The organism is Secundilactobacillus odoratitofui DSM 19909 = JCM 15043, from assembly GCF_001434895.1.
GTDB lineage: Bacteria > Bacillota > Bacilli > Lactobacillales > Lactobacillaceae > Secundilactobacillus > Secundilactobacillus odoratitofui.
This window is the reverse complement of the sequence record NZ_AZEE01000030.1, coordinates 104,239-130,147: the sequence shown is the minus strand read 5'-3', so window position 1 is coordinate 130,147 and position 25,909 is coordinate 104,239. Positions and strand designations below refer to the sequence as shown.

Genomic DNA, 25,909 nt, shown 5'->3' with positions numbered 1-25,909 from the left:
TTAGTGCTATGATGTTAATTAACTTATTTATAGAATCGAGGAACGTTTAATGAAGCAAGGTACAACAATCATTACATTAGATAACGGCTACCATCTTTGGACTAACACTCAAGGCGAAGGCGATATTCACCTGCTCGCCCTCCATGGTGGCCCTGGTGGCAACCATGAATATTGGGAAGATACTGCTCAACAATTGAAAAAGCAGGGGCTCAACGTCCAAGTTCATATGTACGATCAATTGGGCTCATGGTACTCAGACCAACCAGACTATTCTGACCCTAAAATTGCGGACAAGTATTTAACTTATGATTACTTCTTGGATGAAGTTGAAGAAGTGCGCCAAAAGCTCGGCATCGATCAATTTTACTTGATTGGTCAGTCATGGGGTGGCGCATTGGTTCAAATGTACGCTGCTAAGTATGGCCAACACCTGAAGGGTGCCATCATTTCATCAATGGTCGACAATATCGACGAGTACGTTGCTCACGTCAACCAAGTCCGCGAAGAAGCCCTCCCCGCCGACGCTGTTGCCTACATGAAGAAGCAAGAAGCCGCCAACAACTATGACGATCCACAATACCAAAAGTACGTGGATGTTTTAAACGCTGGTTACGTTGATCGAAAGCAACCAGCCGCTATTTCTCACTTGATTCCAACCATGTCACGCCCAGTTTACGGTGCTTTCCAAGGCGATAACGAATTCGTCATCACTGGTAAACTGAAGGAATGGCAATTTGAATCACACTTAAGCGAGATTAAAGTCCCAACGTTGCTAACCTTTGGTGAACATGAAACCATGCCCGTTGCAACCGCTAAGCGTATGGCCACTGAAATTCCTCATGCTCGTTTAGTGACGACGCCTGAGGGTGGTCACCACCACATGATCGATAACGCACCGGTCTACTACGATCACTTAGCAACTTTTATTTGCGACGTTGAAAATGATCAATTCAATGACTAATTAAGTCGTTTTCAATGCAATTTTAGCTATGCATAAGTAAAGCGTCTCAGTTGATAGCCTTTTGTGGTTAATCGACTGAGGCGCTTTTCCTATGATAACTTGTACTGCCACTACCACTTTACGCGTCAGCGTTTAGTGGCACTGGACGGTATTGAGACTCGTGGGTTCCGAGTCTCAATACCGAGACGGAAAACGCGTAGCGGTTGCAGTCGGTCCCACAACTACTCGTCAAAACTGGCTGGCGGCCGAAGGCGAACTTTTCCCGCATACTCATGACTCAATCAAACGAATTATAAAATAAACGCACTTATATCCTCCTGATTAGAAGGCTATAAGTGCGTTTAAAATTCTCATATATAACTACTCAACGACTACCTTAGTCCCATACGTAACGTGTTCGTAGAACCACTTTGCGTCAGGCACCGCCAGGCGGACACAGCCATGAGAATGGGCTGTTTTGCCAAGCTGATTGGCTTCCTCAACGTTGTAGTGACCTTCGGCATCCGTTGGCACAGTATGAAAAAGGTAGATTCCATGATCTTTGAAGGAAACCCAATAGTGAGCCCCTTCCTTGGAATTGGCATTATAGAAGAAATCCCCACGTTCGGCTTGAATGTGGAACGTCCCCTTTGGCGTTGAGTTATTAACACCGGTTGAGGCAAACATTGTGTAGACGGTCTTTTTACCATCTTTGATGTAGACTCGTTGGTGTTTCGTTGAAACCAGCACCCATGGATCATCGAGCTTTGACCAAGTTGGATACGGTTTGTTTTCAGATGGCTTATGCCAATTGATCACAACCGCCTTCTTCTTAGTCTGACTGGTTTGTTTTTTGGTCGTTTGTGTCGCCGCATGTTCACTAGCAGTCGGGGTCATCAGGTGATGAGCAGCTACGCCCAACACACCTAGTGCCACGACCACGACGAATAATTGCAGAACCCGCTTCATTTTCAGATCTCCAAACCTTGCTTAATTTTCTCAATTGTAGCATGCCAACGTCACAAGACGATGACAATTTGCTGACACTTGCTGCAACATTACTGATTCTTAAGACTTAGTTTTTCAACGTTTAAGACTTTATCAGCCAAGCCATTGTAGAAACTGACCTCATGGCTGACAACGATGGCGTTACCTGGGAACTTATTGATTGCATCCTTCAAAGCTTCCTTGGTTTCTTCATCCAAATGGTTAGTTGGTTCGTCTAAAATTAAGAAGTTGCTTGGTTCAAATTCCATCATGGCAAGCTTAACTTTGGTTTGCCCACCACCTGAGAGTTGGCCAATTGGCTTCATGGCATTGGCGGCATCTAAACCACATTTAGCGAGCTTTGTCCGAATGGCCTTTTGCGGCAACTTTTCGTACTTGGCCTGAATAATCTGAAGTGGCGTTTGCCGATCGTTCTCCCATTCCAAATCTTGACTGAAGTAACTGACCCGAGCCGAAGGTGAAAAGTGGGCTTCGCCACCCTTAGCCTCAATAATGCCTAAAATCGTCTTAATCAAAGTTGACTTACCAACCCCGTTAAACCCTTCAAACCCCACCTTTTCACCGGTGTTAACTGAGAACGTCACCGGTTTTAAAAGTGGACGATTGTAACCAACTGAGAGTTGGTCAACCACCAACGCGTTTTGAGAGCCCGTATCCGCGTACGGAAAATTAAAATTAGCTTGAATGTTACTCGAAGGTGGATCAACCAAGTCCATGTGTGATAATTGTTTTTCACGAGACTTCGCCTGTTTAGAACGCGTTCCGGCTTTAAACTTAGCGATGAACTTTTCGGTCTTTTCAATCTTAACTTGTTGTTTTTCGTACTCTTTACGCTGGGCTTCTTCACGTTCTGCTCGTTGTCGCATGGCTTGCTTGAAACTGCCACGGTACTTAATGATTTTCCCAAAGGCGACGTTGATGATACAGTTAGTCACTTGGTCTAAGAAATCATAGTCATGAGAAATTATCATGGCAGCACCATCAAAATCATTGAGGTAATCGACTAGCCAAGCAATGTGCCCGACGTCTAGATAGTTGGTCGGTTCGTCTAGTAAAATCACGTCTGGATGTTGTAACAGTAACTTTGCCAAGATGATTTTAGAACGCTGACCACCTGACATCTGCGCAACTTCGTGATCACGGCCAATGTCATCAAGACCTAAGCCAGTGATAATTCGTTCAATTTCAGTTTCGATATCATAAAAATTGTTGGCTTCAAGAATTTCTTGAATTCGCCCGGCTCGCTCTAGTAACTTATCATCAGCCGTTTCAGCATACTCCGTGTACAATTGCGTCATTCGGTCGTTTTGATCATACAGTTCTTGAAAAGCAGTGTGCAAAAAATCAATTAACGTCATCCCTTCTGGAATGTCCGCGTATTGGTCTAAGTAGCCAACGTGGATCCCACGTTGCCACGTAATTGAACCGGATAGTGGTAATTGGTCACCGGTCAAAACTTTGATCAAGGTTGACTTACCAACCCCGTTTTGACCCACAATGCCCATGTGCTCACCCTTATTTAGTTGAAAACTTGCGCCGTCATAGAGTCGCTTATCAGCAAACGCCATGCTTAGGTCTTCAACTTCTAGTAACGCCATTTGTGTTCCTCCTTACATTCAAAAATGAGTAACTTATCTCAGTGGCTTCTGGCTATAAGCGAACGAGGCGCACGGTCTGAGAAGCCAGGCCGTGTGCCTCGTCCTTTCTTATGCGGAAGTTAACGTCGGGATGACATCATCACGATTTTGTTTTAACTCTGCGTCAACTACCGATTACGTTCATTTCTCATTTTACTTTATAACTTAACTACCCTATCACTAATACCCCATAATAGCAAGAAATTCGGGGATACGGGCCTGTTTTAGCAAGCGTTTTCAAACATTATTGTTCGTGTGTCTTATAAAAATAAACGGTAACCGTTACCAACGGTTTTAATGTTGCTGTGTAATCTCATAAGTTCTCCTCCCAAGACGCCGTGGTATAATGAAACCTATACTATTTTCGATAAAAGGATGACGACTTTGAACATTAAAGATATTGATAGCATTACACTAACCGTTACAGACATTAACCGCTCAATTCGGTTCTATCACGAGGTATTTGACCTCCCAATCGTTAAAAATGCGCCGAGACCCACTGTTCACCTTGCCCACCGTGATCTGGAATTTCAGACTGAGGCAGAAGCTGCACAACACTTAGCCGCTAAATCTGTCGCAGCAGGTTCCGCTGAACTCGCCTTTGAAACCCACGATGATTTGGAAAACACCTTGGCCCACTTAACCAATTATGCGGTTGAAATTGATGATGGTCCAGTTGATTATCAAGGCGCTAAAGGTAAGGGAACGGCGCTTTGGGTCCGTGATCCGGACCATAATCTCATTAAGATCATCACTTACTAAGTCCAATTCGAGGTGACACTGTGATTCACTATTTAACCAGACAAACCGGCCGAATTCTCGGCTTTATTTTACTTCTGATTGCCTACTTGATTAATTCATCTGAATTATCATTGGCCACTAAGTACGCCAAAACAAACCCGGCACTCGCGAATCGAGCAATCGGCGTCATGCTGATTACGGTCGCCGTGCTGCTGGTCGGCTTTACCTGGTTTTATAAACGCCAGTTGAAGCGCAATAACCCCCGCCAATTTGGTCATTACAAACTGACCATCCGGCGCTTGTCACGCGTCTTGTTTGCCTTTTTCATAATGCTAGTGGTCCAAATTTTTTGGTCACAATTAATCTTGCACCATATCTTACCCATGCCCAGCAACCAATCTGCACTGGATAGTCAGATTCAGCTGTTACCCTTTTGGAATAACGTATATGGCGTTTTGATCGCACCAGTTTTTGAAGAGTACCTGTTCCGTGGCTTTTTCTTTAACTTTTTCTTTGCCAAAAACACGCGTTGGTCCAACCTACTAGGAGTAATTGTTAGTGGTTTGATTTTCGGTTATATGCACACTCTGTCATTTTCAGTGACCACGTTATTGTATGCATCACTTGGTTGGGTTCTAGCGGGGAGTTATCTCTACTTTAAGGACATCCGCTACAACATCGCCCTTCACTTCCTCAATAACCTCTGGAGCATTATTTGACGGTTTTTTAGGGAATGCGGTTTCTATATTTTAAAGCTTGGTGTATAATGAATATACGATAACTACTAAGTAGCTTATCAAGCACAAAAAGGCGCAACCATGATTTCGTGGTTGCGCCCTTTTGTTTATTCATGTTTAATCAACTCATTTAACTGATAATACCTGCTTGATCACGGGTTAATTGATGCACCCAATTATTATAAAGATGAATACTATCGCTTTGCCAAGTGTTCACTGGCACCGCGGCAGAAAAATAATTCTTAGGCAATTGAATCGGTAGCCCCTTTTCTTGATCACGGTGAAATTCATTGAACAGTGTTTTGGTTTCGTACTCCGGATGACCACTGATATAGGTAGAATGCGTTGAAGCCGACGTGAGAACCACCGGACCAGCCTCTGGATCACTGGCAACGACTCGTAAGGCAGGGTTATTGATTGCACCAAGTGTCGCATGCCGTGATTGGGGCATTGATAGCCGGTCCAATCCAGCCGTTAATTCAGTACGTTGGTTGATTCGACAACGATACACCCCAAACAACTTGGCATTTGTCACCTGTTTTTGAATACCAAAATCTGCATACACACCTGCTTGAGCAGCCCAACACTCAAAAATCGACTGACTGACGTGTTGTTTACGCCAATCCATCAACGCTTGAAATTCAGCCCAATAATCAACCTTTTCAAAGGCCATCTCTTCTACCGGCGCGCCAGTAACAATCATGCCGTCAAAATGCTGATGGTAAATTGAGGATAAACTGGCATAATTTTGTGCCAGTAACCGCTCATCGGTGTGCTTACTTCGATGTGAACTCATTCTTAAAAAAGTAACGGCAACATCAACAGAAAGGTGACTCAGCAGGTGTACGAATTGGCGTTCAGTCTCTAATTTATTTGGCATCAGATTCACAACCAATACTTTCACAAAATGCTTACTTGTTGTTGCGTTTACGTGTTGCAATGCCATTAAACCATTATTCAAAATCACTGTCATGCTGTGTCCTCCCTCTCGATGTCGTCAAAAAAAACGTCCCAAACTGTTTTCGCAGTTTGGGACGTTTTCACGTGGTACCACCCATCTTCATGCCAATTAAAAATTGACACCTCAAATTCGCGCAGATATCGGGTACCCCGTAGCAACAGCGTAACACCGTTACCATTCTCCAAGTTCATCTTCACCGGCCTCACAGTCTCCTTCTCACCACTTCAGGAGCTCTCTAAACAGTTAAGCGCGATTACTCTTCTTGTCATAGACTCATCGTTTTTTAATTGACTACTAATTTAGCACATCCGCCAACATCGGTCAAGGGTTGGCTACCATGAAAATAATTGACACACCGTTACCCCACTGCTTATAATGAAAGTAATTTAAATCGGAGGAATTCACATGCTAAAGTTTAATTTTCAACTTAATAGTTGGCAAAACCGGTAATCAAGCTGCTACTTCGGATGCGGCTTGAGCTCATGTTCAATACGTGTCCATGCCGGTTACTTTATATGTGAGTGACGCTGCATGACTACCCTTGCACGTCGCGCCTTTCTGACGACTTCTGCGAGGAAGTCGTTTTTTTATTGCCATCAATTTTTAAGTTAGGGGAATCAGATTATGAAGCGATTATATGCGCTTATTGCCATTATATTAGTTTTTCTAGGTTTCGCTTACGTTGACGAGGGCGGCGTTGGCAAACCTGCCAAAACTGCCAAGCCAACCGTGGGTATTTTACAACTCATGTCCCACCCAGCGCTAGATGCCATTCACCGAGGCATTATTCACGGTTTAGCTGAAAACGGCTACCACGCTGGTAAAAACGTCAAAATTGACTTTCAAAATGCTCAAAATGATCAGAGTAACTTAATGACCATGAGTAACCGATTTGTCAATGAAGATGCTGATGCAGTCATTGGGATTGCCACACCTTCAGCCCAGGCGCTAGCCAATGCAACCTCGAAAATTCCAATTGTTTTGGGTGCGGTCACTGATCCAAAGGGGGCTGGTTTGGTTAAAAACAACCAACGTCCCGGTCACAACATTACTGGTGTTTCTGATCAAGCACCCCTGAAGGAACAACTTGGCTTAATTAAAAAAGTGATGCCAAAAATGAAGACCCTTGGCATCTTCTACACCTCAAGCGATGATTCAGCCAGTGCTCAGTATAAGCAGTTCAAAGTACTCTGCGCGCAAGAACACATCACGTTGAAAGCCTACTCGATTTCTAACACCAATGACGTGGACCAGGTTTCACAGCAAATGGTGCAAAACGTTGATGCGGTCTATGTCCCAACCGACAACACCGTGGCTTCAGCGATGCAAACCCTCGTTAAAAACGCCAATTCCGCCAAGGTACCCGTATTCCCAGCAGTCGACACGATGGTTAAAAGCGGTGGCCTGGCAACTTACAGTATCAACCAATACAAACTGGGTGTGATTACTGGGCAAATGACAGCCGATATTTTAAAGGGCAAGAAACCCGCAACCACGCCGATTCACTACATCAAGCACGGTGATTTAATTTTGAATTTACCGGAAGCCAAAAAACTGGGGATCACGTTCCCAAGTGCCCTAATTAAAGAAGCCAAACAGAAAGGAGAGATCATTAAATGACATTTGGATTAGGTGTTTCAGCCATTGGTCAGGGTTTGCTATGGGCAACCCTTGGTCTCGGACTATTCTTAACCTTTAGAATTCTCGACTTCCCGGATATGACGGTTGAAGGTACTTTCCCAATGGGTGCCGCAGCCTGTGTTGCTGCCATTAACCACGGTATCAGCCCAATCTGGGCTACACTGATTGCAATTGGTGTCGGCATGCTTTGTGGTTTAGCAACTGGCCTACTCTATACCAAGGGGAAAATTCCCATCCTGCTTGCTGGTATCTTAGTCATGACGGCAGCCTACTCCGTTAACCTCCGCATTATGGGGCGTTCTAACTTGACGTTGCTGGATAAACCCACGCTGCTCAAATTACCATTTCTTGAACACTTACCAATGTACTTTGATAGCGTTATGCTCGGATTTGTCGTCATCACGATTTTAACCTTGGTTTTGATTTATTTCCTCCAAACCGAACTCGGTCAAGCCTTTATCGCTACCGGTGATAATGAAAAAATGGCGCGGTCGTTGGGAATTAAAACCGATAGTATGAAAATCATGGGCTTAATGGTATCTAACGGTGTCATTGGATTAGGTGGCGCCTTAGTCGCTCAAAACGACGGCTATGCAGATGTCAACATGGGGATCGGCGTCATCGTGATCGCCCTTGCGTCCATCATCATTGGTGAAGTTGCCTTTGGTGAACTAACCATGAATCAACGGTTGGTCGCAGTTACGCTTGGTTCGATCCTCTACCGTTTCGTCTTACTAATCGTCCTTCGACTCGGTTTCAATACCAATGATTTGAAGCTGTTCTCATCCGTTGTATTGGCACTTTGCATGATGTTACCAGTCTTTCGTAACGTGTTTAACTTTAAACATATCTGGAAACGGGGGGTCTCGACTGATGAGTAAACCAATTTTGGAATTACGTCACGTGGTCACTAAAGTTAATCGCAACACACCTGAAGAATTAACTTTGTTAAAGGATCTGAACCTGACCATCAACGAAGGCGATTTTATTACGGTACTGGGCTCAAATGGGGCTGGTAAATCAACCCTGTTTAACTCGATTGCTGGCAATTTACCGATTGATTCAGGTGATATCTTGCTCCGCGGTGAATCTATCGCACATGAATCCGAGGAACGCCGCACGCGTTTTTTGAGTCGCGTGTTCCAAGATCCAAAGCTAGGTACAGCGCCACGAATGACGGTTGCTGAAAACTTACTCCTGGCAACTAAGCGTGGTGAACGCCGCCGTTTAACACCACGTCATTTGAATGCCCACATGGCTGAGTTTAAGAAACTAACCAGCGGGATGGGAAATGGCTTAGATGAACGTCTGACAACCCCAACTGGTAATTTATCCGGTGGACAAAGACAAGCACTCAGTTTCCTGATGGCGACCCTCAGGAAACCCGATATTTTGCTGCTCGACGAACACACTGCAGCACTTGATCCTAAGACCTCACAGCAATTGATGACCACGACCAACGAACGGATCACCGCTGAGAACCTAACTTGCTTGATGATCACGCACCACTTGGATGATGCACTTAAGTATGGCAATCGATTAATCGTGATTGGCAACGGTCAAATCACCTTTGACGTTTCCGGCGCCGAAAAACAGGCGCTCACCCAAGAAACGCTTTACAGTTTCTTCTCAGATTTACAAGACTAAAAAATTGACCAGTAATTTATCATAATATGACAAAAAGCGCATCATCGAGTTCTCTTAATTGAAAATTCGATGATGCGCTTTTTGATTGTGTCGTCGCCCGCCAGTTTGGGACGAATTAATATATACAGGCAATTTAAGCGGTCACTTGACCTCATTAACTCAAAGGTTAGTGACTAATCGTTCACAGCACCACTCTCATACAGCTTAATTAACGCTTGAGTCCCATCATTGCCCAATCCCTTTTCATCGACCATCGTCTCATACAACTGCTTGGCGAGTTGGGTGGCTGGTAACTTGAGGTGCATTTTATCTGCTTCGTCTAATGCAATTCGTAAATCTTTGAGAAAGTGCTTTGCGAAGAAGCCTGGCGTATAATCACCTTTCAAAATTCTGGGACCATAGTTTGCCATGCTCCAGTTAGCAGCGCCACCACTATTCAGGGTCGCCAAGACGTCCGTCATCTCAAGACCAGCATGTTGAGCGTAAACCATCATCTCAACTGTACCAGTCATCGTTCCGGCAATCATGATCTGATTGGCCATCTTAGTATGTTGCCCTTTACCCGCTTCACCGAACAAATGAACGCGCTGACCAATCAGATTGAATAGTGGCAAAATACGTTGATAAGTGGCTTCATCGCCACCGACCATAACGGTCAAGGTCGCCTTTTGAGCGCCAACGTCACCGCCAGAAACTGGTGCATCGAGGGCAGTTGCACCAATTTGGGCTGCTTGTTTGGCAATTTTTACCGCCAAGGTTGGGGTACTGGTTGTCATATCAACAACGACTTTGCCAGCTGAGAGCGTCTGAAAAATACCAGTGTCACCGAAGTAAATTTCTTCTACATCGGTCGGATACCCCACCATCGAAAAAATAACGTCGGCTGCCTGAGCAACATCAGCTGGTGTCTGCGCCCACGTTGCCCCGGCGCTAACTAACGCATCGGTTTTGGCCTTAGTCCGATTATTCACGATTAACTCGTGACCACCCGCCATGAGGTGTTGTGCAATTGCGGCGCCCATCACGCCAGTACCAATAAAGCCGATTTTCATCTTGAAGACCTCCTATTACTTATTAAAAAGGCCGAGACAATGTGAAATTGTCCCAGCCTTGTTCAGCGACATTTTGAAAATGACCGAAACACTAGTTTTGTTTGATTGTATGATGCTCTGCAATTTTTTTATCTAAGTATCCTGCCAGCTTGTCCTTAGGATACAGGCCAGTGATTTTCTCAACTGCCTTACCATCACGAAACAGGACCAAACTTGGAATACTCATCACCTTATAGTTCATGGCCAGGTCTTGTTGATGTTCAACATTGAGTTTGCCAAACTTCACCTGGTCACCATAATCGGTCTCGAGTTGCTCTAAAACCGGTTCCATCATCTTACAAGGTGCACACCATGATGCCCAAAAATCAACTAAAACTAAGCCTTCCTTAGTTTCGTCGCTAAGGTTTTGTTCTGTAATCGTTACTGCCATCACTGTTGCTTCTTTCGTCGTTTGCGGCCAAAGTGGATCAATAAGGTCAACACCACAGCAGCCAACACGATCAAGCCAAACATGGCTGCTGGAATTTCAATATCAATCATCGGTATACTCAAGAACAGTTTGATTGCAATCAGTGCAATCAAACCATAGGCCATCGGCTCTAGTTCTGGAATAATGCGCATTAAACGCATGATCATCTCTGCGATACCACGCATGGCCAAAATACCAATCATACCACCAATCAACACAATGACCGGGTTAGGCGAAACCGCCAAAGATGCCAGCACGGAATCGATGGAAAAAACGATATCCATAATTTCAATCTGGATCACCACTGACCAAAAGAGTGAGATGTGGCTTTTACGTTTCGAAACTAACTTACGGGTATGTTTAACACGGGACTTTGAGAAATACTGGAACGTCAAAAACAGTAAGTAACCGGCGCCCAAAACTTTAATTTCCCAGAAGTGGATGAGGTATGTGCCTAATCCAATAATCAGGAATCTAAAAATGTATGCGCCCCAAATACCATAGAACAAGGACTTTTCACGCAGTTCCTTGGTCGGTAGCGCCTGGGTCTGTGCTGCCAGTACAACGGCATTATCAACAGAAAGCAAACATTCGATTAAAACTAATGAAAAGATAATTAGCCAGTCACTACCAGAGCTAATCACCGTCTCCCAGTTATGCAGGTCAAAAAACGGGCCGTATAGATTTCTAATTAAGTCGAACAATCTCGTGCATCTCTCCTATCCTATTAGTTAAGGACTATCATACCAATTGGGACTAGCTATACGCAAGCAGTTAATACCCATCAAAGCGATTTAAACTATACGTACCAATCACGTTGATCAATTTTTTAGCGTAGGATGGGTCAGTTGCGTAGCCATTGGTTTGGAGTAATTTAGCTGCCGTTCGATAATTGGTAGTGCCAGATGGTAAAAATTGCCGACTAACTACCGCATCGTGGTCTAAAATGGCCGCTTCGAGACTGGGATAAACTCGAAAATAGGCGTTGATTTTCTCAGCCTTGCCGTTCACATACTCAGTTGTCGGAAATAACTTCGTGTTACCGTTGTAATTTCCCTTCATACCAAAGGGATTATCTGCTTGTTGATAGAGTTGAGATTGTCCCCAGTTAGATTCAATAATGGCTTGCGCCACAACAATGCTTGGCAGTACTTGATGATTCTTCTTATAAACCCGAACTGCCGGCTTTGCCATTGCTGATATAAACCGTCGTTGTCGTTTTTGTTCCGGTGTTTCTGAAGTTGAGACTTGGGCTGTCGAACGATTTTGAGTACCAAAAAAGTCGTTCATTAAATAGCGCACCCCCACGCCACCGCCGATGACAAATAGTGCGAGTACAAAAATCAGCGTTGCCACACCCGATTGATTATTCTTTTTACGTCGACGCTTCTTGGCCAAAAATTTAATCTCCTAGTTATCAATTTTCTACCAATTAAGTTTAACATGACTACGTTAGCTGTGACTGTAAATAATTCATTAATAATCGACCTAATTCAGGGTCGTCGTTTTTAAACGATCCGTCACATGATAAAACTTTGGCTTGGTTCGGGAAAGCATCTCTGGTGTTAGTTGCAACTTAACAATGCCAAGTCGGTTATACGGTTCATAATAATACGACCGACTCTCAGTGCTCGTTGCGGCCCGATATACCGAATAGTTTTGCTGATAAGCCTTACTCTTGGGCACACTCACACTGTTTAACAAGTGCCAAGTACTAATCACAGTGGCTTCCTCATCAGCTGGTTGATCAGTCCGTTCCTTGTAGTAGGCGGCTCGAATAAACCGTGACCCGGGTGTATAAGACCCTGAGGGCGTTTTTTTACCCGAAAAACGACCAGTCGTTACGCGAGGTGTATTGAGTGGCACGGTCCCCGCTTTGAAGGCGGGGGTGAACGTCATGTAGTCGTCGAGTTGCCTAAGCTGCCGTTTAAAGTCGTAAGCGTTTGTAAGTATCCCTAGCGGATTTTCAATCACCTTCAATGGCCGGTGCGACGTTTCAATTGCAACGATCCGGCCAGTGGCGTCCGAAGCGACAAAGTGCAGTTCTGGGTGGCCATATGGCTTAACTGCGTTTTCACCACTCATCATTTGAATTTCGGGTAAGTGGGCTTCAATTTCAGCAATTGACTTAAAATGCCCCAAGAGGTAAAGCGGCAATTCAAATGGCGCCAGCGAAATCAGGTCATCTGACGCTGTTTCATCAAATAAAGCACCATTGGTAAACGTCAATTTCTGAACGCTCAAGCCATATTCATTAATACCATCTGAAATATCGATTTCGGCATCGTGAGCACCGCCACTACCGATAATACCATAGCGATTCTGATACGAATGGTCATCAAAGACCGAACGCCACTGATATTGTCTAGGAACAAAAACGGGTTCTGCACCCAATGCATGCCAATCCATTGTTCGACCGAGTACGTGACTACCGTCCAATGCAATTTGGTAAATACTCGTACACATAACAACTACTCCTTTAACTGACTGAGGGATTTTAACGTTTGTTCAAATTGCGTATCAATTTCGCGTTGCGCTTTTTCTGAAATCTGATTAGTTCGAGATTGCTTGGCAAGAATAGGCTGCGCAACCTTCAGGTAAGTAAATAAGATTTGACTGACATCAAGCTGATAAGTCGTTGCTAATTGATTAGCTAAATTAAATCTTTTATCTGTGTTTAAGTCCTGGAAAGGGCTCTGATAATGGTCTGACATGATGCCACCGTCCTTTATGTTCGTGGTTTCTTATTATAAGAAAAGTTTCAAAAAATTGATACTATTTTGTTCAACAAGTTGTTTCACCTTGTGTGTTAAATTTTGTTGAATCACGCCCAAACCGTGTCAGGCTATGTTAATATAGAACTTATATCTATGCACCACACACGGTGACTTCTTAAGGGAGATTTTTTCAATGAAAGAGCGGATACGTCAGTTACATGATCATCGAATCTTTTCATTGTTGTTTTGGCTCATCGCAATCTTTATTGCAATCGTGATGATGCCTAACACCTCTGACTTGATTCAAACCAGCGGTCAACCACAATTGGCCAACAATAGTCAACCTATGACCGCACGTAGTATACAAAACACTTGGGGTCGCAACATCTCGGGTACATACAACGTCACGGCAGTTTTTAACAACCCTAGTGGTAAGTTAACGACAGCGCAACAGCTAAGTATTGACAAAACTGTCCAACGCTTAACTAACAAGGAAAAAGTCTATGGCATCAAGTCAATTCAAACGATGACGACTAACCCCACTGCCAAGAGTCAGTTTTATTCTAAGGATCAATCAACTGAGATCATCACAATTGCCATTGATCGATACCAGGGTGATTCTCGGGTCCTGGCTAAACAGTTGCAGTCCCAGATCAAAACAAACGGCTTAAGAACATACCTAACCAGCCCTGAACTGGTCAACGACGCTGCTAATCAAAAAATTAGCCAAGTCACTACGTTTACCGCAATTATCGGTTTTATTTTAAGTCTTCTTATTATCGGCGTTATTTTTAAATCCCTGATTGCACCACTGATTTCAACGTTATCAATGCTGATGATGTTCGCAGTTTCTCTCGGCTTGATCAATAATCTTGCCAGTCACACCGGCTTTCCTTATTCGGAGTACTTGCCACTCCTCATCTTACTTGTAACGCTCATTTTGGGGACGCTTGGCCATTACCACATCTTTAACGCCTTCAAAGCCCACCTAGAAGCTGGCGAGAATGCGACTGCAGCAACGACTCATAGCATTCAGAGTAGTCGTAACTTCCTCTTTTTGTTGGGTGGTACGTTAACCGTTATTTTTGCAAGCTTTTACTTCTTCAGCTTTTCAACGCTTCGTGCCATGTCAGGCCTAGCTTTAACTACCCTAATTGTCACCCTCGGCTTAATTACGATTGCACCCATCTTCTTGCAATTATTGGGTGAACGCTTCTTCTGGCCTGCTGTTGAGTTACCAACTAAACCACATCGTTTCTGGACCTGGATGGGGCAATTTGGTCTCTGGCAACCATTTATTGCGATTATTGCCGTGCTATATTGTGTCGGACCATTTGCGGTTCTCTACCACGACAATTTGAACTTCTCGGCTGCCAAAACCGTTTCACCTAATAACCAGGCCGTCATGGGGATGCGTGTCTTAAACGCCCACTTTGGTGAAGGTAAAGCAACGCCAGTCACCATTTATGTTCAAAGTAACCAACGGGTGGACAACGAGAAGGCCCTCCTACAGCTAGATAATTTAACCACTAAACTTCAATCAATGCCCGGTGTTGCCAGTGTTACTTCACTGACACAACCTAACGGGCAACCAATGACGGAGTACTACGTTAATACCCAGCTTAACCAAATGAACGTCACCCTAAAAGGTGCCACCGATCAGCTTTCCCAACTCGAAACTGAATTAAAGAGTAACCGAAGTGAACTTAACCAGGTTAAATTAAACGCGACTGCAACCAAAATCGACAGTTTAGTGACCCGCGCCAATAAGCTTAATTCTGATACAAGCACTGTTCGATCACAGGTCTCTCAAATTGCTGGTCGAGCAACTGTTTCACAGCAGTCCAGTGCAAGTGCTAAAGTTAAACGTTACCAGCGTTTATTAGCCTTAATTAGCACCCAGCTTCAAACAGTGGCCAGCAACATGAGAGCCCTTGGCAACCAAGCTTCAACTGCCGGCACTGAAACAGCTTCTGTGCAGACCAGTGTTTCGGGTTATGCTAGTCAAATTTCAGCAATTCAAAGTAGTTTGAAGAAAACAACTTCAAGTCTTACTGGTCTAATTAAGTCCTACAATAACGTTTACAGTTACCTCTCTGCTTTGCAGACTTCCGACGCTGCCAAAGTGTATTACATTACACCAGAACAATTAACAAGTATGCAGTTCCAGCAGTCACTGTTATCAAACACCAGCGGTGACTACAAGACTACGCAACTGCAGGTCTACCTCAAGTCATCGGCAACCAGTTCTAATAATGCAGCGACACTTAAAAAGCTGAAGTCCGAAGTGAACACACAGTTACAAGGCACAAGTCTCAGCACCGCTCAAATTGCATATACTGGCCAACCGGTTGTTCAAGATACGGTCGAACAAGCCATTAAGGCACACATTGGCACACTACTATTTACCATTGGTGTCATTTTATTCTTGGTCATTGCAATCGTCAGTGGATCGGTTCTTCAACCAATTTACTGGTTGTTAACTTATGGATTAGCCATTCTTGGTGGTGTTCAGGTCGCTCAATTAACCAGCCACTTTATGTCAGGTGACCCAACCTTCAACTGGCAAGTCCCATTAATTGCCTTTGTGCCACTATTAATCGTTGGTGTCAGTCAATTATTACAACTGGCCATCAGCTATCGCTTTAAGGAAACCAACCTGCTTGATTGGGTGCTGCCAGGTGTCACGTCACTGGGACAATCAATCAGACACGTTATCTTTACCATCTTGGTCTTCTGCTTAGTTCTATTCACTGCTAACTTTGCACCGTTGACCCAAGCTGGTTTGATTATTTTAATTGCAACCGTTATTTTCAATATCATTTTGCCGATCATTGTAACGGCAGTCGGCAAATTAACGGTTACCCTACCTTCAAAGCGTCCTCATTTGCGACGTCATGCTAAGTAACCCAAGCTAGTAAGCAAGCCCCCTAGAGCAAATTCTCTAGGGGGCTTTTTTAGTGTAGCTTTCAAAGCATCTATCACGTTTAACAAATTACCGACAACCCGATAATCAACATGTAACGAAGATAACCAATGTAACCAAAAAAAGTCACATTGGTTTCTTCGAACGACTTGCTTAACTCGAGGTTGGCTAACAGTCTTACTAGATTTCAATATTGTTATCTGGCCTAAATACAAAAAAAGCTCAGGTCCCGGCCATAAAATCGAACAGGCCCGTAGACTCCAAACCATGAAACCGCGAGCCCGTTCGATTTTATTTTGGGGTCTGAGCGCTTCTCGATTCGGTCTCATTTTTAGCATTTATTGCGCATCAACCGGCTGTAGCTGATAACGAATCTCGCCATCCTTGTAAAACCCATACAATATCTGTTTCTTACTTTCATCGAAATAACCCATATTGATCATCGGCTGTTGGTCAACGATTTCGACGCCTTTAAACGCCTTTGAGAAAAATTGCCGGGTAAAACCCATCTCCTCATCAATATTACGCATCTTCTCGACGGCAGCTGGCAAGCGGTACCCTTGGTCAAGGAGTCGCTTAATAATTCGAACCTCTAAGAAGGTGTGGAAGTCATAGACGCGTGCTTTATTCTGGTCACTCCGGGCCATTGCTTGAATATAGCCGCGTTGTTCCCAATACCGTAACTGTCGCGAAGAGACCTCAGTCATCCGACTTAGTTCGCCAATCCGAAAAACTAGCTTTTCAAAATTAATCAAGTTTGGAATTCGATGTTCTAAATCACTCATGTGATAAACCGCCTCTCAGGTAATCCTATGCCCCTATTATTTCACATTTTTTACATAAGTTACAATTTATTACGACTAGTTTAACTTCATTGACATTACTTTGTTACATAGTTGACATATTCGACCAGTACACTAGTAACCGTACATAAAAACGGGATAAGTTAGGGGTCTTAATTAGACATGAAGAAGTTAATCGTTAAAGGTATCATTGCAGTTGCCGCATTATTTAGTTTCAGTATTGCTGGTGTTCAAGCATCAACGACTGCTCAAGCAGCCACGACCGATGCAACTTATAGCACTGTTTATAACACTGCCAAGAAGTATCTTGGTAAGCCATACGTTTATGGTGCCACTGGTCCACGGGCTTTTGATTGCTCAGGCTTCACTGGTTACGTTTATAAAAAAGCCGCTAAGATTACTTTGCCACGTACAGCACAAGCCCAATACAATGCTTACAAGCATGTTAGTGCTAGCAAGGTCACTAAGGGTGACTTGGTCTTCTTTGGTTACAGCAAGCACAGCATTAGCCACGTTGGTCTTTACGTTGGTAATGGCAAGATGATTGATGCTCAAAACCGCGGTGTAGTTACCGAAAAGGTTCACGCACCTTGGTGGCATGTTGTCGGTTACGCACACGTCACTGACTTTAGCACAACTACTACAGATTAATTTCACACATAGCTAAGACCTCAAACGGGTGTTGAATTTCGATTTGAAATTCAACACCCGTTTTTATTTACGCTACCCTACCGTTTCAAAGTCATCGCGTAGTGTTTAATACCAACCTCTTCAAAGGGCTGACCAGTACGCTCAAAGCCCAGTTGTTCGTAGAGTCCTACCGCCGTCGCCTGAGCATTTAGTGTTATTAGCGTTCCGGAGTCACACGTCTTAATAATTTGTTGCAGTAACTGGGCCGCATAACCGTGATGCCGATACTGTTCAACCGTTGCAACCCGTTGAATATGTACCACGCCCTGTTCGACTTTAAGTCGGGCCGTCGTCACCGGTGTCTGTGACACATAACCAACATAGTGTGTTGTTTGATCATCTAACCCGTCAAATTCAAGTTGGGCATCAATACCTTGTTCCGTAACAAAAACTTGTTGTCTAATTTGGCTAGCATCCTGATACACTGCGTTACTCATTCCCGTTCCTGATTTGACTTCCATACCTGCACCTCATCATCTTCGTTTGTTTAATTATACGACAACCGTCAAACACTATTTATTCAAAGCGCTTTCTTTACCGCCATCATGCTTTTTCTTCGGCTTTAGCGGGTGATTATGCTATACTGATGGCAATATTAATGAAGGTAGGCGAAGGTTGTGCAAACTCATCATATTTCATTATTAACGAAGGATGCTAAGCAAAACATCCACTTTTATACGCAAGTTTTGGGGTTACGACTTGTAAAAAACACGGTTAATCAAGAAAATATTCATATCAGACACTTATTTTACGGTGATTATTTAGGTACACCAGGCTCTGTCATCACCTTTTTCGTTTTACCATTGCTTGGTCGACGTACTGATGGCAATCACTTCATCAATGGTTTTAGCTTGGCCATTCCAACTGGCAGCAAGGCCTTCTGGCAAGCACGGTTAGCTGATAACGGCATTGAAAGTCGCGACACAGCAACTGGTTTGGCCTTTGAAGATCCAGAACAAATTCCAGTTAACATGATTGAAACAGATGCACAGCTGACGGAATGGCAGATCGTACCCAATAACGGTATCGACGCCCAGTATCAGATTACCCGGTTTCTAGGTACTGAGCTTCACGTACCCGATGTCTCCGCCTCACAAGGCTTCTTTGAGCAACTTTTAGGACTAACGGTTACCGATAACCAAGTTGAACTTGACGGTGCGCAGGCAATCAAATTAGTACAGACTGACGACTTTGAGCAAGTTACCCGTTTCGGTCGTGGCTCAATCGACCACGTTGCATTACGCGTTGAAAACGAAGCCGAATTGCTCTCGCTCTACGATCGCGCTAAGGAACAAGGTTGGGATATTGAAATGTACCGTGACCGTGGCTGGTTCAAGAGTCTCTACATCCGTGAACCTGGCGATAACCGTATCGAACTTGCCACCCCAACACCTGGCTTTAGCTTAGACGAGCCAATTTTAACGATGGGTAACAGCCTTGGTTTAACACCTAAGTTCGAATCTCATCGACAAGAGATCCTTGATTACTATGCTAAACAGCACGTTGATTTCACTGATGATGGCGATTTAACCAATTAGCAATACTACGAAACACCCAACCACAAGTGACACCAGTAAAGGCCCCTCAGAATACCGATTGTGGTATTCTAAGGGGCCTTTACTGTGATCTAGCATTTAACAAACTATTGATTATAACTCTCAACGATAATATCGTCATCCGTCAACGTCAAACGAGTTAGACTCCCATTTGCCGGCCGAACCGTTAAATCATACTTTCCCTGGCCATACCGTTCCATCAGGCTCAACAACGTATTGCCATGACTGATCAACAAGACGTTATCGCCATCCTTCAATGCCGGATTATGACGAATAAGATCAAAGCCCTGGTCAACTCGCTGCCAATACTCGTCGTTATTTTCAGCTTGGTGGAAAGGATCAGCTTCTTTAAGATAATCCTTGGCTTTACCAATTGAATACTTCGACACAATGTCCTTAAAGGTTGGCAAGCCATGAGGCGCACCTGCTAAGTACCAGGCTTGCGCCATATCATTGCCTTCGTAATAGCCGTAAAATTCCTCACGAAAATACATCGCAGTTTGTGGCGCCTTAACTTCCGAAGCGCGGTTAGCTTTTAAGATTAATTTGGCCGTATCCATCGCACGAGTCGTATCACTACAATACGCCGCATCAAAATGCGTATCGGCTAACCGTTCACCGGTAGCCACCGCACCATCAATGCCCTTCTGGGTTAAAGGTGAATTACTCCATCCCTGAAGTTTATTGTAAATGTTGAAGTAGGTTTGACCATGTCGTACAACATAAAGATTAAGCTTTGTCATGAGACTGACACCTCGCTTTATTTATTACCTCAAGTATAGCATCATCCGAATTAATTGACAGCCGTTTTTGAAAACGGTTTCCAGTGCTGGATTGGTCCTTCGAGGCCTTAACTTTTTAATAAAATTACCGATAAAATGGCAATCACGCCTTAAAGTCTGCTAAACTAGTTGTCATTAATACATCGTTTTTTAAAGGAGCCAACATCTTGGAGTTATTGAAACGTTTGTGGCAAAAAACCAACACGCGATTGGGATTCGCAACGTTGTTGATTATCTGTTTTTGGTTAAAAACCCTGATCGCATACTTTGTTGATTTCCACATCACCTTAAATGATCCACTGCAGTTTATCCTATTTATCCTTAATCCGATACCAACTGCCATTATCTTTTACAGTCTGGCCCTCTACATCAAGCGCACCAGACTTTTTTACACGTCAATCATTATTTTAGACATTTTAAACACCGTGATGCTTTATCTCAACGTTATTTACTACCGTGAATTTACCGACTTCATGACGGTGGCGACTATGCTTGGTTACAGTAAGGTTAACCAGGGACTGAGTGGTAGCTCAGTGGCACTCACCAATTTTCACGATGTCTTCTTTTGGATTGACCTCGTGATTGTCGTGATCTTGTTACTCACTCGCCGAATGAAGACCGATGACAACCGTTTAAACTGGCGAGCTGGTTTTGCGGTGACCTCAGTGGGTGTGTTACTTTTCGGCCTCACAATGGCGGTTAGCGAAATGAACCGACCACAGCTGCTGACCAAAACGTTTGATCGTTCCTACGTGGTGAAGTACCTCGGTATTGATACCTTCACCATTTACGATGCTGCTAAGACCCAACATAATAGTGATGTGCGTGCAACGGCTAAGAAGTCCGAACTGACCAGTATTTTAAAGTTTGTTCATAAGCACTATGCCAAACCGAATAAAGCCTATTTTGGCAAGGCTAAAGGTAAGAACGTCATTGTCGTTCATTTGGAAAGTTTCCAGCAATTTTTGATCGATAAAAAAGTGAACGGCAAAGAAGTCACGCCGTTCTTGAATAAGCTGTACCACAGTCAATCGACGTACAGCTTTGATAACTTTTTCCACGAAGTTGGCCAAGGTAAGACCAGTGATGCTGAAAACATGCTTGAAACCAGTACGTATGGTTTACCACAGGGCTCATTATTCGCGCAACTGGGTAGTGATAACACCTTCCAAGGTGCACCATCGATTCTGCACCAAAAGCGTGACTACACCACTGCCGTTTTCCATGGCAACGTGGCCAGCTTCTGGAATCGGAATAACACCTATAAGAACCTGGGCTATCAATACTTCTTCGACGCGAGTTATTACGATACCTCTGGTGACAAATCGCTCGGGTTTGGTTTAAAGGATAAACTGCTATTCAACGATTCCGTCAAGTACCTCCAGCGTCTGCAGCAACCGTTTTACGTGAAGTACCTGACAGTAACCAATCACTTCCCATTCTCGCTAGACAGTGAAGATCAAGATGATGGTTTTAAGGCACCTGACACTGGGGACAAAACGGTGAATAACTACTTCAAGACCGCGCATTACCTAGATGAAGCCATCAAGGAATTCTACAGTTATCTGCACAAAACTGGTCTTGATAAAAAGAGTATGATTGTCCTTTACGGTGATCACTATGGTATCTCGAACTCTGAAAACAGCGCACTAGCCAAGGTACTGGGTAAAAATGCCGATGACTGGACCGATTTTGATAACACACAACTCCAGCGCGTACCATTAATGTTCAATATGCCAGGCACTAAGGGTGGCTTTATCGATCACACTTATGGTGGTGAAATTGACGTGTTGCCTACCCTCTTGCACTTGCTGGGTATCAGTACCAAAGAATACATTCAATTTGGGACCGACTTGTTCTCCAAGGAACATGATCAAGTCGTCGCTTTCCGGAATGAAGACTGGGTCAGTGATAAATATACTTGCTTGTCAGGAACACTGTACGACAACAAGACTGGCCAAGAACTACATCCGGATAAAAAATTACAAGCTCAAATTGATAAAGTCCAAGATCAGGTTAAGCAAAAACTCTCCCTTTCAGATTCCTTAAACCAAAAGAACTTACTCCGGTTCTACCATCCAAAGGGGCTGAAAGCTGTTAACCCAGCGGATTATAACTACGCTGACGGCTTAACTAAGGAGATTAAAATTGAAAAGGCACTCAAGAATAAATCAACGAGTCTTTACTCTGAAAAGGGTGGTTCAACTCAGTCTGACTACAAGACGAATGCACCAGAATTGAAACACAAGTCCACCGATACTAACCGAATCAAAATCACTAATCCGGATGCCAACAGTGGTGATAAATAATCATTTAACATTACAAAAACGCATGATCAGCAAATTTTGTTGGTCATGCGTTTTTTTTTCAATCTACTGGTTGCTTTATTTCTGTTTAATAATTGAAGAAGAGTGCATTGGGCCGCGTCGATCCGGATACAGCAACTGCATAATGGCGTTCACGGCAATTGGTGCTTCACCAAATGCGGTTGCAATCAAGGCCTGCTTGCCTGGATAGGTTACACCGTCGCCAATGGCATAGACCCCTGGTACGCTAGTTTGCATCGTTGAATCCACCTTAAACAAACGGTGATCCGTTTCCAGCTGAATTCCCCAACCATCAACCGTTTTGTGGTCGGACGTAAACCCGTAACTGACAATCACATCGTCGACTACTAGCGTCTTAAAATCATCGTCTGACCGCATCTTTTTGAGCGTGACTTCAAGTCCCGACTCTTTTTGAGTAATCGCATGAATCATGTACGGCGTAATCGTCTCAATGGCGTCACTATCTTTCACCTGAGCTACGGTGTGTTCCAGAGCTCGGAATTCATTACGCCGGTGAACGAGGTGCACTGATTTGGCAACGGGTGCCAGCATAAGTGCTTCATCAAGCGCTGAATCGCCACCACCGGCGATGAGTACTCGCCGACCGCGAAAATGTTCAAGATCAGTCACCGCATAGAATAAGTTTTTACCCTCAAATTCCGCCACGTTATCAATATTCAGTGGCCGGGGTGAAAAGGAACCATTCCCAACTGCAATTAAAACTGTCTTAGTTGCACTTACGCTTGCAGGAGTAGTGACTTCAAACCCACCGGAAACGGCTTTGATGTCCGTCACAGTCTGCTCTGTTTTGACATCGATTGGAAACTGTTTGAACTGTTGCAACTGTTGATCAATGAGATGTTGCGCTTGAATGTCTGGAATACCAGCAACATCTAATATCCGCTTTTCGGGATAAAGTGCACTGACCTGCCCGCCAAGAACGGGTAAACTTTCAACCAACTGGGCCGAAGCTTCACGCAACCCAGCGTAGAATCCGGCGAAAATGCCTGCCGGTCCTCCACCGACAATTGTTAAATCATATTGTTCATCCAAAATGGACACCTCTTTCAGCTCTAATTAATAATGTGTTGTCCCTGTAACGTTCGTACTTCTCTTAATCCAGCGTCAATTAGGACAAAAATTGCGACCCAACCGACGATGATGATCAACCATTTTTGAAGGTCGAAATCTGAAACGATTGGAATGGGAATCTCCCAATCCCAAGCGGCGTGCAGTAATACCGCTAATACGTAAAATCGCAAAAATTTGGGTCTTACCATGGTTTTGCCTTGAACGGGTTGACGACCCTCTTTTGCCAGTACGATGGCCGCACCAATAATTGCTGACCAAATCGTGTGGGTACCGATTGCCTGCCAACTTCTGACAAACAGCGTTACCAAGCCAAATTCACCAGTGTATCCTGACGTTTCAAACACCGCAAAGCCAGCACCAACGCAGGCACCGATTAACAAACCATTGAAGATATAATTCAAGCGAAAACTATTAATAAAGTAGCCAATAATCAGCAACTTTGCGGTCTCTTCAATGAAACCAATCGCAATTGCGGACCAAAGATCGACCCCGTTGCCTGACGGAATAATTTGGTACAAAATCATGGTTGCAATTAATGACGCAATTCCGCCAATCAAAAACACCTGTGTCGCTTGAAAAACCGAGATGTTTTGGTAAACATTAATTTCAAAAAACATAATGGCTAACGAAAACGGCACCGCTAATGAACCAATAAACACCATTCCCGGCACGGCTTTATCACTGTGAAATACTAAAAACAGTAACGTTAGCAGTCCAAAGCTAAGACCCAGAAGTGCCAAAACTCGTGAGAATAACCAGGGTTTGACTGGTGCAGATGATACTGCAGATAAACTGGGGGTTGTCGTTTTAGTGCCAACGATAAATAGGGCATCCGCCTCATCCTTATCGTGGCGCTTGAACACTTCAGAAAACATGCGAAACAGGTGAATTTCAACCGCGGTATCGTCACCAGTCCACTCATTGAGTTCTTTAGTAGCATCATCGAGTAAATTATCTCGATGCTTTTTTGGTTGTGCTTTCGGATCCGTCAAATTTTGAGTCATAATCGCCTCCCGCAAACATGTTTAGTCTACTAACTAAAACGACTCAGCGCAAGCGGTTCATTACCGGACTTGTCAAGAATTGTGGATCAACTCACCGACACGGCTTGCTTTCCCCCGATATTCTCGGTATTATGAAAGTGTATAGTACAGCGCTTTCAACTTAATGATACAGTGAGACTCGGTATAAGTCTCACCGATGGAGGTTTTTTGATGGCTACAAAGAAAATGATTTTGGATTTAGATACTGGTATTGACGATTCGCTTGCAATCGCATACGCGCTTGCTGCACCTGACGTTGATTTGATCGGTATCATCGGATCATATGGTAACGTTTATGTTAAAGATGGCGGCATTAACGCGCTCAAGATTTTGGAATTACTTGGCGCAACTGATGTGCCAGTTTACCTCGGTGAAAGTCACTCCCTTACAAGTGACCACTTTGACCGAATGGCTGTTAGTGCACGAATCCACGGTGAAAACGGGATCGGTCAAGTTGAATTACCAGAACCCGCCCGCCAACTTGAAACGCAATCCGGTGTTGATTTCTTAATTGACGCCGTTAAACAATACGGCAAAAACCTCACGTTAGTGCCAACTGGTCCTTTAACCAACTTGGCAAAGGCCCTTGAAAAAGCGCCAGAAATTGCGACTGAAATTGGTAATGTCACCTTAATGGGTGGCGCTTTAACCGTTGAAGGTAACGTGAATGCTTATGCCGAAGCCAACATCAACCAAGACGCTGAAGCTGCCAACGCAGTCTTCACCAGCCCAATGCACCTGACCATGGTTGGTCTTGATGTGACGTTACGAACACTTCTGACTCGTAAAGAAACCTCACTCTGGCGTGAATTAAACACGAAGTCAGGAACCGCCTTTGCTGACCTAGTCGACTATTATATTGAAGCCTATGAAGAAACTAATCCACAAGTGCCTGGTTGTGCATTGCATGATCCACTAGCTGTCGGTGTCGCTTTGGATCCAAGCTTTATCACCACGCTTGGCCTAAACATGTTTGTCTCAACTGACAAGGCCACATACGGTCGAACCATTGGCGATCAGGCCCGCCTCGATCAACCAGAAACCAACGTCAACGTTGGGATTAACGTTGATGCTGACCGTTACCTGGAAACCTTTATGAACTACTTAACTGGTTTGTTTAAACAAAACTAATGCATTAGC

At 44.0% G+C, this 25,909-nt stretch carries 25 protein-coding genes; 11 read left to right on the top strand and 14 right to left on the bottom strand.

The features are described from left to right. Nucleotides 1-49: 49 nt before the first annotated feature. Nucleotides 50-961 carry a proline-specific peptidase family protein gene (locus FD04_RS10850; RefSeq protein ID WP_056948823.1) on the top strand — a complete coding sequence of 304 codons (912 nt, stop codon included), beginning with the start codon at nucleotides 50-52 and terminating at the stop codon, nucleotides 959-961. 360 nt (nucleotides 962-1,321) lie between these two features. On the opposite strand, the gene FD04_RS10845 is transcribed toward FD04_RS10850, so the two are convergent. Both FD04_RS10845 and FD04_RS10840 read right to left on the bottom strand, forming a co-directional pair. Beyond that, nucleotides 1,322-1,909, bottom strand: a complete 588-nt coding sequence (locus FD04_RS10845) for a L,D-transpeptidase (protein WP_056948821.1) — start codon at nucleotides 1,907-1,909, stop codon at nucleotides 1,322-1,324. Between the two features lie 89 nt (nucleotides 1,910-1,998). Then, on the bottom strand, nucleotides 1,999-3,546 hold the full coding sequence (locus FD04_RS10840; RefSeq protein ID WP_056948820.1) for an ABC-F family ATP-binding cassette domain-containing protein: 1,548 nt from the start codon (nucleotides 3,544-3,546) through the stop codon (nucleotides 1,999-2,001). A 414-nt stretch (nucleotides 3,547-3,960) separates the two neighbouring features. Here FD04_RS10840 and FD04_RS10835 point away from each other — a divergent pair, with 414 nt between their 5' ends. Together FD04_RS10835 and FD04_RS10830 are read left to right on the top strand one after the other, a co-directional pair. After that, nucleotides 3,961-4,347 carry a VOC family protein gene (locus tag FD04_RS10835; protein ID WP_420806524.1) on the top strand — a complete coding sequence of 129 codons (387 nt, stop codon included), beginning with the start codon at nucleotides 3,961-3,963 and terminating at the stop codon, nucleotides 4,345-4,347. A 20-nt stretch (nucleotides 4,348-4,367) separates the two neighbouring features. Further along, nucleotides 4,368-5,045 (top strand): CPBP family intramembrane glutamic endopeptidase, encoded by a 678-nt coding sequence (locus tag FD04_RS10830; RefSeq protein WP_056948817.1) that lies wholly within the window; start codon nucleotides 4,368-4,370, stop codon nucleotides 5,043-5,045. A 148-nt stretch (nucleotides 5,046-5,193) separates the two neighbouring features. On the opposite strand, the gene FD04_RS10825 is transcribed toward FD04_RS10830, so the two are convergent. After that, nucleotides 5,194-6,036 (bottom strand): homoserine O-acetyltransferase/O-succinyltransferase family protein, encoded by an 843-nt coding sequence (locus FD04_RS10825; RefSeq protein ID WP_056948815.1) that lies wholly within the window; start codon nucleotides 6,034-6,036, stop codon nucleotides 5,194-5,196. A 612-nt stretch (nucleotides 6,037-6,648) separates the two neighbouring features. On the opposite strand from FD04_RS10825, the gene trpX reads away from it, so the two are divergent. From trpX to FD04_RS10805, 3 genes are read left to right on the top strand one after another with little or no spacing between them, the layout of a single operon-like run. Beyond that, complete coding sequence (trpX, locus tag FD04_RS10815; protein WP_056948811.1) at nucleotides 6,649-7,644, top strand: tryptophan ABC transporter substrate-binding protein; 996 nt, start codon at nucleotides 6,649-6,651, stop codon at nucleotides 7,642-7,644. After that, the gene (locus FD04_RS10810) at nucleotides 7,641-8,546 is read left to right on the top strand and encodes an ABC transporter permease (protein ID WP_056948809.1); all 906 of its coding nucleotides are present in this window, start codon (nucleotides 7,641-7,643) and stop codon (nucleotides 8,544-8,546) included. The genes trpX and FD04_RS10810 overlap by 4 nt, the downstream gene beginning before the upstream one ends. Continuing rightward, the gene (locus FD04_RS10805; protein WP_056948807.1) at nucleotides 8,539-9,312 is read left to right on the top strand and encodes an ABC transporter ATP-binding protein; all 774 of its coding nucleotides are present in this window, start codon (nucleotides 8,539-8,541) and stop codon (nucleotides 9,310-9,312) included. The genes FD04_RS10810 and FD04_RS10805 overlap by 8 nt, the downstream gene beginning before the upstream one ends. A 173-nt stretch (nucleotides 9,313-9,485) precedes the next feature. Here FD04_RS10805 and FD04_RS10800 read toward each other — a convergent pair whose 3' ends face one another. From FD04_RS10800 to FD04_RS10775, 6 genes are all read right to left on the bottom strand, one after another. Continuing rightward, a complete protein-coding gene (locus FD04_RS10800) occupies nucleotides 9,486-10,364 on the bottom strand; it encodes an NAD(P)-dependent oxidoreductase (RefSeq protein ID WP_056948805.1) in 879 nt (292 codons plus the stop codon). A 91-nt stretch (nucleotides 10,365-10,455) separates the two neighbouring features. Beyond that, nucleotides 10,456-10,794 carry a thioredoxin gene (gene trxA / locus FD04_RS10795; RefSeq protein ID WP_056948804.1) on the bottom strand — a complete coding sequence of 113 codons (339 nt, stop codon included), beginning with the start codon at nucleotides 10,792-10,794 and terminating at the stop codon, nucleotides 10,456-10,458. Next, nucleotides 10,794-11,537 (bottom strand): TerC family protein, encoded by a 744-nt coding sequence (locus FD04_RS10790; RefSeq protein WP_056948802.1) that lies wholly within the window; start codon nucleotides 11,535-11,537, stop codon nucleotides 10,794-10,796. Before FD04_RS10790 ends, trxA begins: the two co-directional genes overlap by 1 nt. Before the next feature lie 70 nt (nucleotides 11,538-11,607). Then, a complete protein-coding gene (locus FD04_RS10785) occupies nucleotides 11,608-12,231 on the bottom strand; it encodes a glycoside hydrolase family 73 protein (protein ID WP_056948800.1) in 624 nt (207 codons plus the stop codon). A 90-nt stretch (nucleotides 12,232-12,321) separates the two neighbouring features. Beyond that, nucleotides 12,322-13,299 (bottom strand): linear amide C-N hydrolase, encoded by a 978-nt coding sequence (locus FD04_RS10780; protein WP_056948798.1) that lies wholly within the window; start codon nucleotides 13,297-13,299, stop codon nucleotides 12,322-12,324. Nucleotides 13,300-13,304: 5 nt separating this feature from the next. After that, complete coding sequence (locus tag FD04_RS10775; protein ID WP_054700717.1) at nucleotides 13,305-13,547, bottom strand: hypothetical protein; 243 nt, start codon at nucleotides 13,545-13,547, stop codon at nucleotides 13,305-13,307. 196 nt (nucleotides 13,548-13,743) lie between these two features. On the opposite strand from FD04_RS10775, the gene FD04_RS10770 reads away from it, so the two are divergent. Next, nucleotides 13,744-16,458, top strand: a complete 2,715-nt coding sequence (locus FD04_RS10770; RefSeq protein WP_056948796.1) for an MMPL family transporter — start codon at nucleotides 13,744-13,746, stop codon at nucleotides 16,456-16,458. 356 nt (nucleotides 16,459-16,814) lie between these two features. Here the strand turns inward: FD04_RS10770 and FD04_RS10760 are convergent, their stop codons facing one another. Continuing rightward, nucleotides 16,815-17,261 carry a MerR family transcriptional regulator gene (locus FD04_RS10760; RefSeq protein ID WP_056948792.1) on the bottom strand — a complete coding sequence of 149 codons (447 nt, stop codon included), beginning with the start codon at nucleotides 17,259-17,261 and terminating at the stop codon, nucleotides 16,815-16,817. A 180-nt stretch (nucleotides 17,262-17,441) separates the two neighbouring features. Between FD04_RS10760 and FD04_RS10755 the strand changes: the two genes are divergently transcribed. Beyond that, entirely contained in the window at nucleotides 17,442-17,930 is a 489-nt protein-coding gene (locus FD04_RS10755) for a C40 family peptidase (RefSeq protein ID WP_056948790.1), read from the top strand. A 77-nt stretch (nucleotides 17,931-18,007) separates the two neighbouring features. On the opposite strand, the gene FD04_RS10750 is transcribed toward FD04_RS10755, so the two are convergent. Then, nucleotides 18,008-18,430, bottom strand: coding sequence for a GNAT family N-acetyltransferase (locus FD04_RS10750; protein WP_054700707.1), 423 nt, complete (start codon nucleotides 18,428-18,430; stop codon nucleotides 18,008-18,010). Nucleotides 18,431-18,586: 156 nt separating this feature from the next. Here FD04_RS10750 and FD04_RS10745 point away from each other — a divergent pair, with 156 nt between their 5' ends. Further along, the gene (locus FD04_RS10745) at nucleotides 18,587-19,507 is read left to right on the top strand and encodes a VOC family protein (RefSeq protein WP_054700705.1); all 921 of its coding nucleotides are present in this window, start codon (nucleotides 18,587-18,589) and stop codon (nucleotides 19,505-19,507) included. A 104-nt stretch (nucleotides 19,508-19,611) separates the two neighbouring features. On the opposite strand, the gene FD04_RS10740 is transcribed toward FD04_RS10745, so the two are convergent. Further along, entirely contained in the window at nucleotides 19,612-20,268 is a 657-nt protein-coding gene (locus tag FD04_RS10740) for a histidine phosphatase family protein (protein WP_054700701.1), read from the bottom strand. Nucleotides 20,269-20,483: 215 nt separating this feature from the next. On the opposite strand from FD04_RS10740, the gene FD04_RS10735 reads away from it, so the two are divergent. Then, nucleotides 20,484-22,616, top strand: coding sequence for an LTA synthase family protein (locus FD04_RS10735; RefSeq protein WP_156660472.1), 2,133 nt, complete (start codon nucleotides 20,484-20,486; stop codon nucleotides 22,614-22,616). Nucleotides 22,617-22,691: 75 nt separating this feature from the next. On the opposite strand, the gene FD04_RS10730 is transcribed toward FD04_RS10735, so the two are convergent. After that, the gene (locus FD04_RS10730; RefSeq protein ID WP_191981760.1) at nucleotides 22,692-23,687 is read right to left on the bottom strand and encodes an NAD(P)/FAD-dependent oxidoreductase; all 996 of its coding nucleotides are present in this window, start codon (nucleotides 23,685-23,687) and stop codon (nucleotides 22,692-22,694) included. Nucleotides 23,688-23,707: 20 nt separating this feature from the next. After that, nucleotides 23,708-24,730, bottom strand: a complete 1,023-nt coding sequence (locus FD04_RS10725) for a PrsW family intramembrane metalloprotease (protein WP_056948786.1) — start codon at nucleotides 24,728-24,730, stop codon at nucleotides 23,708-23,710. A gap of 210 nt (nucleotides 24,731-24,940) precedes the next feature. On the opposite strand from FD04_RS10725, the gene FD04_RS10720 reads away from it, so the two are divergent. Next, nucleotides 24,941-25,900, top strand: coding sequence for a nucleoside hydrolase (locus FD04_RS10720; RefSeq protein ID WP_056948784.1), 960 nt, complete (start codon nucleotides 24,941-24,943; stop codon nucleotides 25,898-25,900). Nucleotides 25,901-25,909: the final 9 nt, after the last annotated feature.

Bases quoted from the DNA above. Each gene is read 5' to 3' on its own strand.
- FD04_RS10845 (WP_056948821.1), bottom strand. From the start codon at position 1,909: ATGAAGCGGGTTCTGCAATTATTCGTCGTGGTCGTGGCACTAGGTGTG.
- FD04_RS10750 (WP_054700707.1), bottom strand. From the start codon at position 18,430: ATGGAAGTCAAATCAGGAACGGGAATGAGTAACGCAGTGTATCAGGAT.
- trxA (WP_056948804.1), bottom strand. From the start codon at position 10,794: ATGGCAGTAACGATTACAGAACAAAACCTTAGCGACGAAACTAAGGAA.
- FD04_RS10740 (WP_054700701.1), bottom strand. From the start codon at position 20,268: ATGACAAAGCTTAATCTTTATGTTGTACGACATGGTCAAACCTACTTC.
- trpX (WP_056948811.1), top strand. From the start codon at position 6,649: ATGAAGCGATTATATGCGCTTATTGCCATTATATTAGTTTTTCTAGGT.
- FD04_RS10850 (WP_056948823.1), top strand. From the start codon at position 50: ATGAAGCAAGGTACAACAATCATTACATTAGATAACGGCTACCATCTT.
- FD04_RS10780 (WP_056948798.1), bottom strand. From the start codon at position 13,299: ATGTGTACGAGTATTTACCAAATTGCATTGGACGGTAGTCACGTACTC.
- FD04_RS10720 (WP_056948784.1), top strand. From the start codon at position 24,941: ATGGCTACAAAGAAAATGATTTTGGATTTAGATACTGGTATTGACGAT.
- FD04_RS10840 (WP_056948820.1), bottom strand. From the start codon at position 3,546: ATGGCGTTACTAGAAGTTGAAGACCTAAGCATGGCGTTTGCTGATAAG.
- FD04_RS10760 (WP_056948792.1), bottom strand. From the start codon at position 17,261: ATGAGTGATTTAGAACATCGAATTCCAAACTTGATTAATTTTGAAAAG.
- FD04_RS10775 (WP_054700717.1), bottom strand. From the start codon at position 13,547: ATGTCAGACCATTATCAGAGCCCTTTCCAGGACTTAAACACAGATAAA.
- FD04_RS10835 (WP_420806524.1), top strand. From the start codon at position 3,961: ATGACGACTTTGAACATTAAAGATATTGATAGCATTACACTAACCGTT.
- FD04_RS10800 (WP_056948805.1), bottom strand. From the start codon at position 10,364: ATGAAAATCGGCTTTATTGGTACTGGCGTGATGGGCGCCGCAATTGCA.
- FD04_RS10770 (WP_056948796.1), top strand. From the start codon at position 13,744: ATGAAAGAGCGGATACGTCAGTTACATGATCATCGAATCTTTTCATTG.
- FD04_RS10755 (WP_056948790.1), top strand. From the start codon at position 17,442: ATGAAGAAGTTAATCGTTAAAGGTATCATTGCAGTTGCCGCATTATTT.
- FD04_RS10825 (WP_056948815.1), bottom strand. From the start codon at position 6,036: ATGACAGTGATTTTGAATAATGGTTTAATGGCATTGCAACACGTAAAC.
- FD04_RS10725 (WP_056948786.1), bottom strand. From the start codon at position 24,730: ATGACTCAAAATTTGACGGATCCGAAAGCACAACCAAAAAAGCATCGA.
- FD04_RS10810 (WP_056948809.1), top strand. From the start codon at position 7,641: ATGACATTTGGATTAGGTGTTTCAGCCATTGGTCAGGGTTTGCTATGG.
- FD04_RS10805 (WP_056948807.1), top strand. From the start codon at position 8,539: ATGAGTAAACCAATTTTGGAATTACGTCACGTGGTCACTAAAGTTAAT.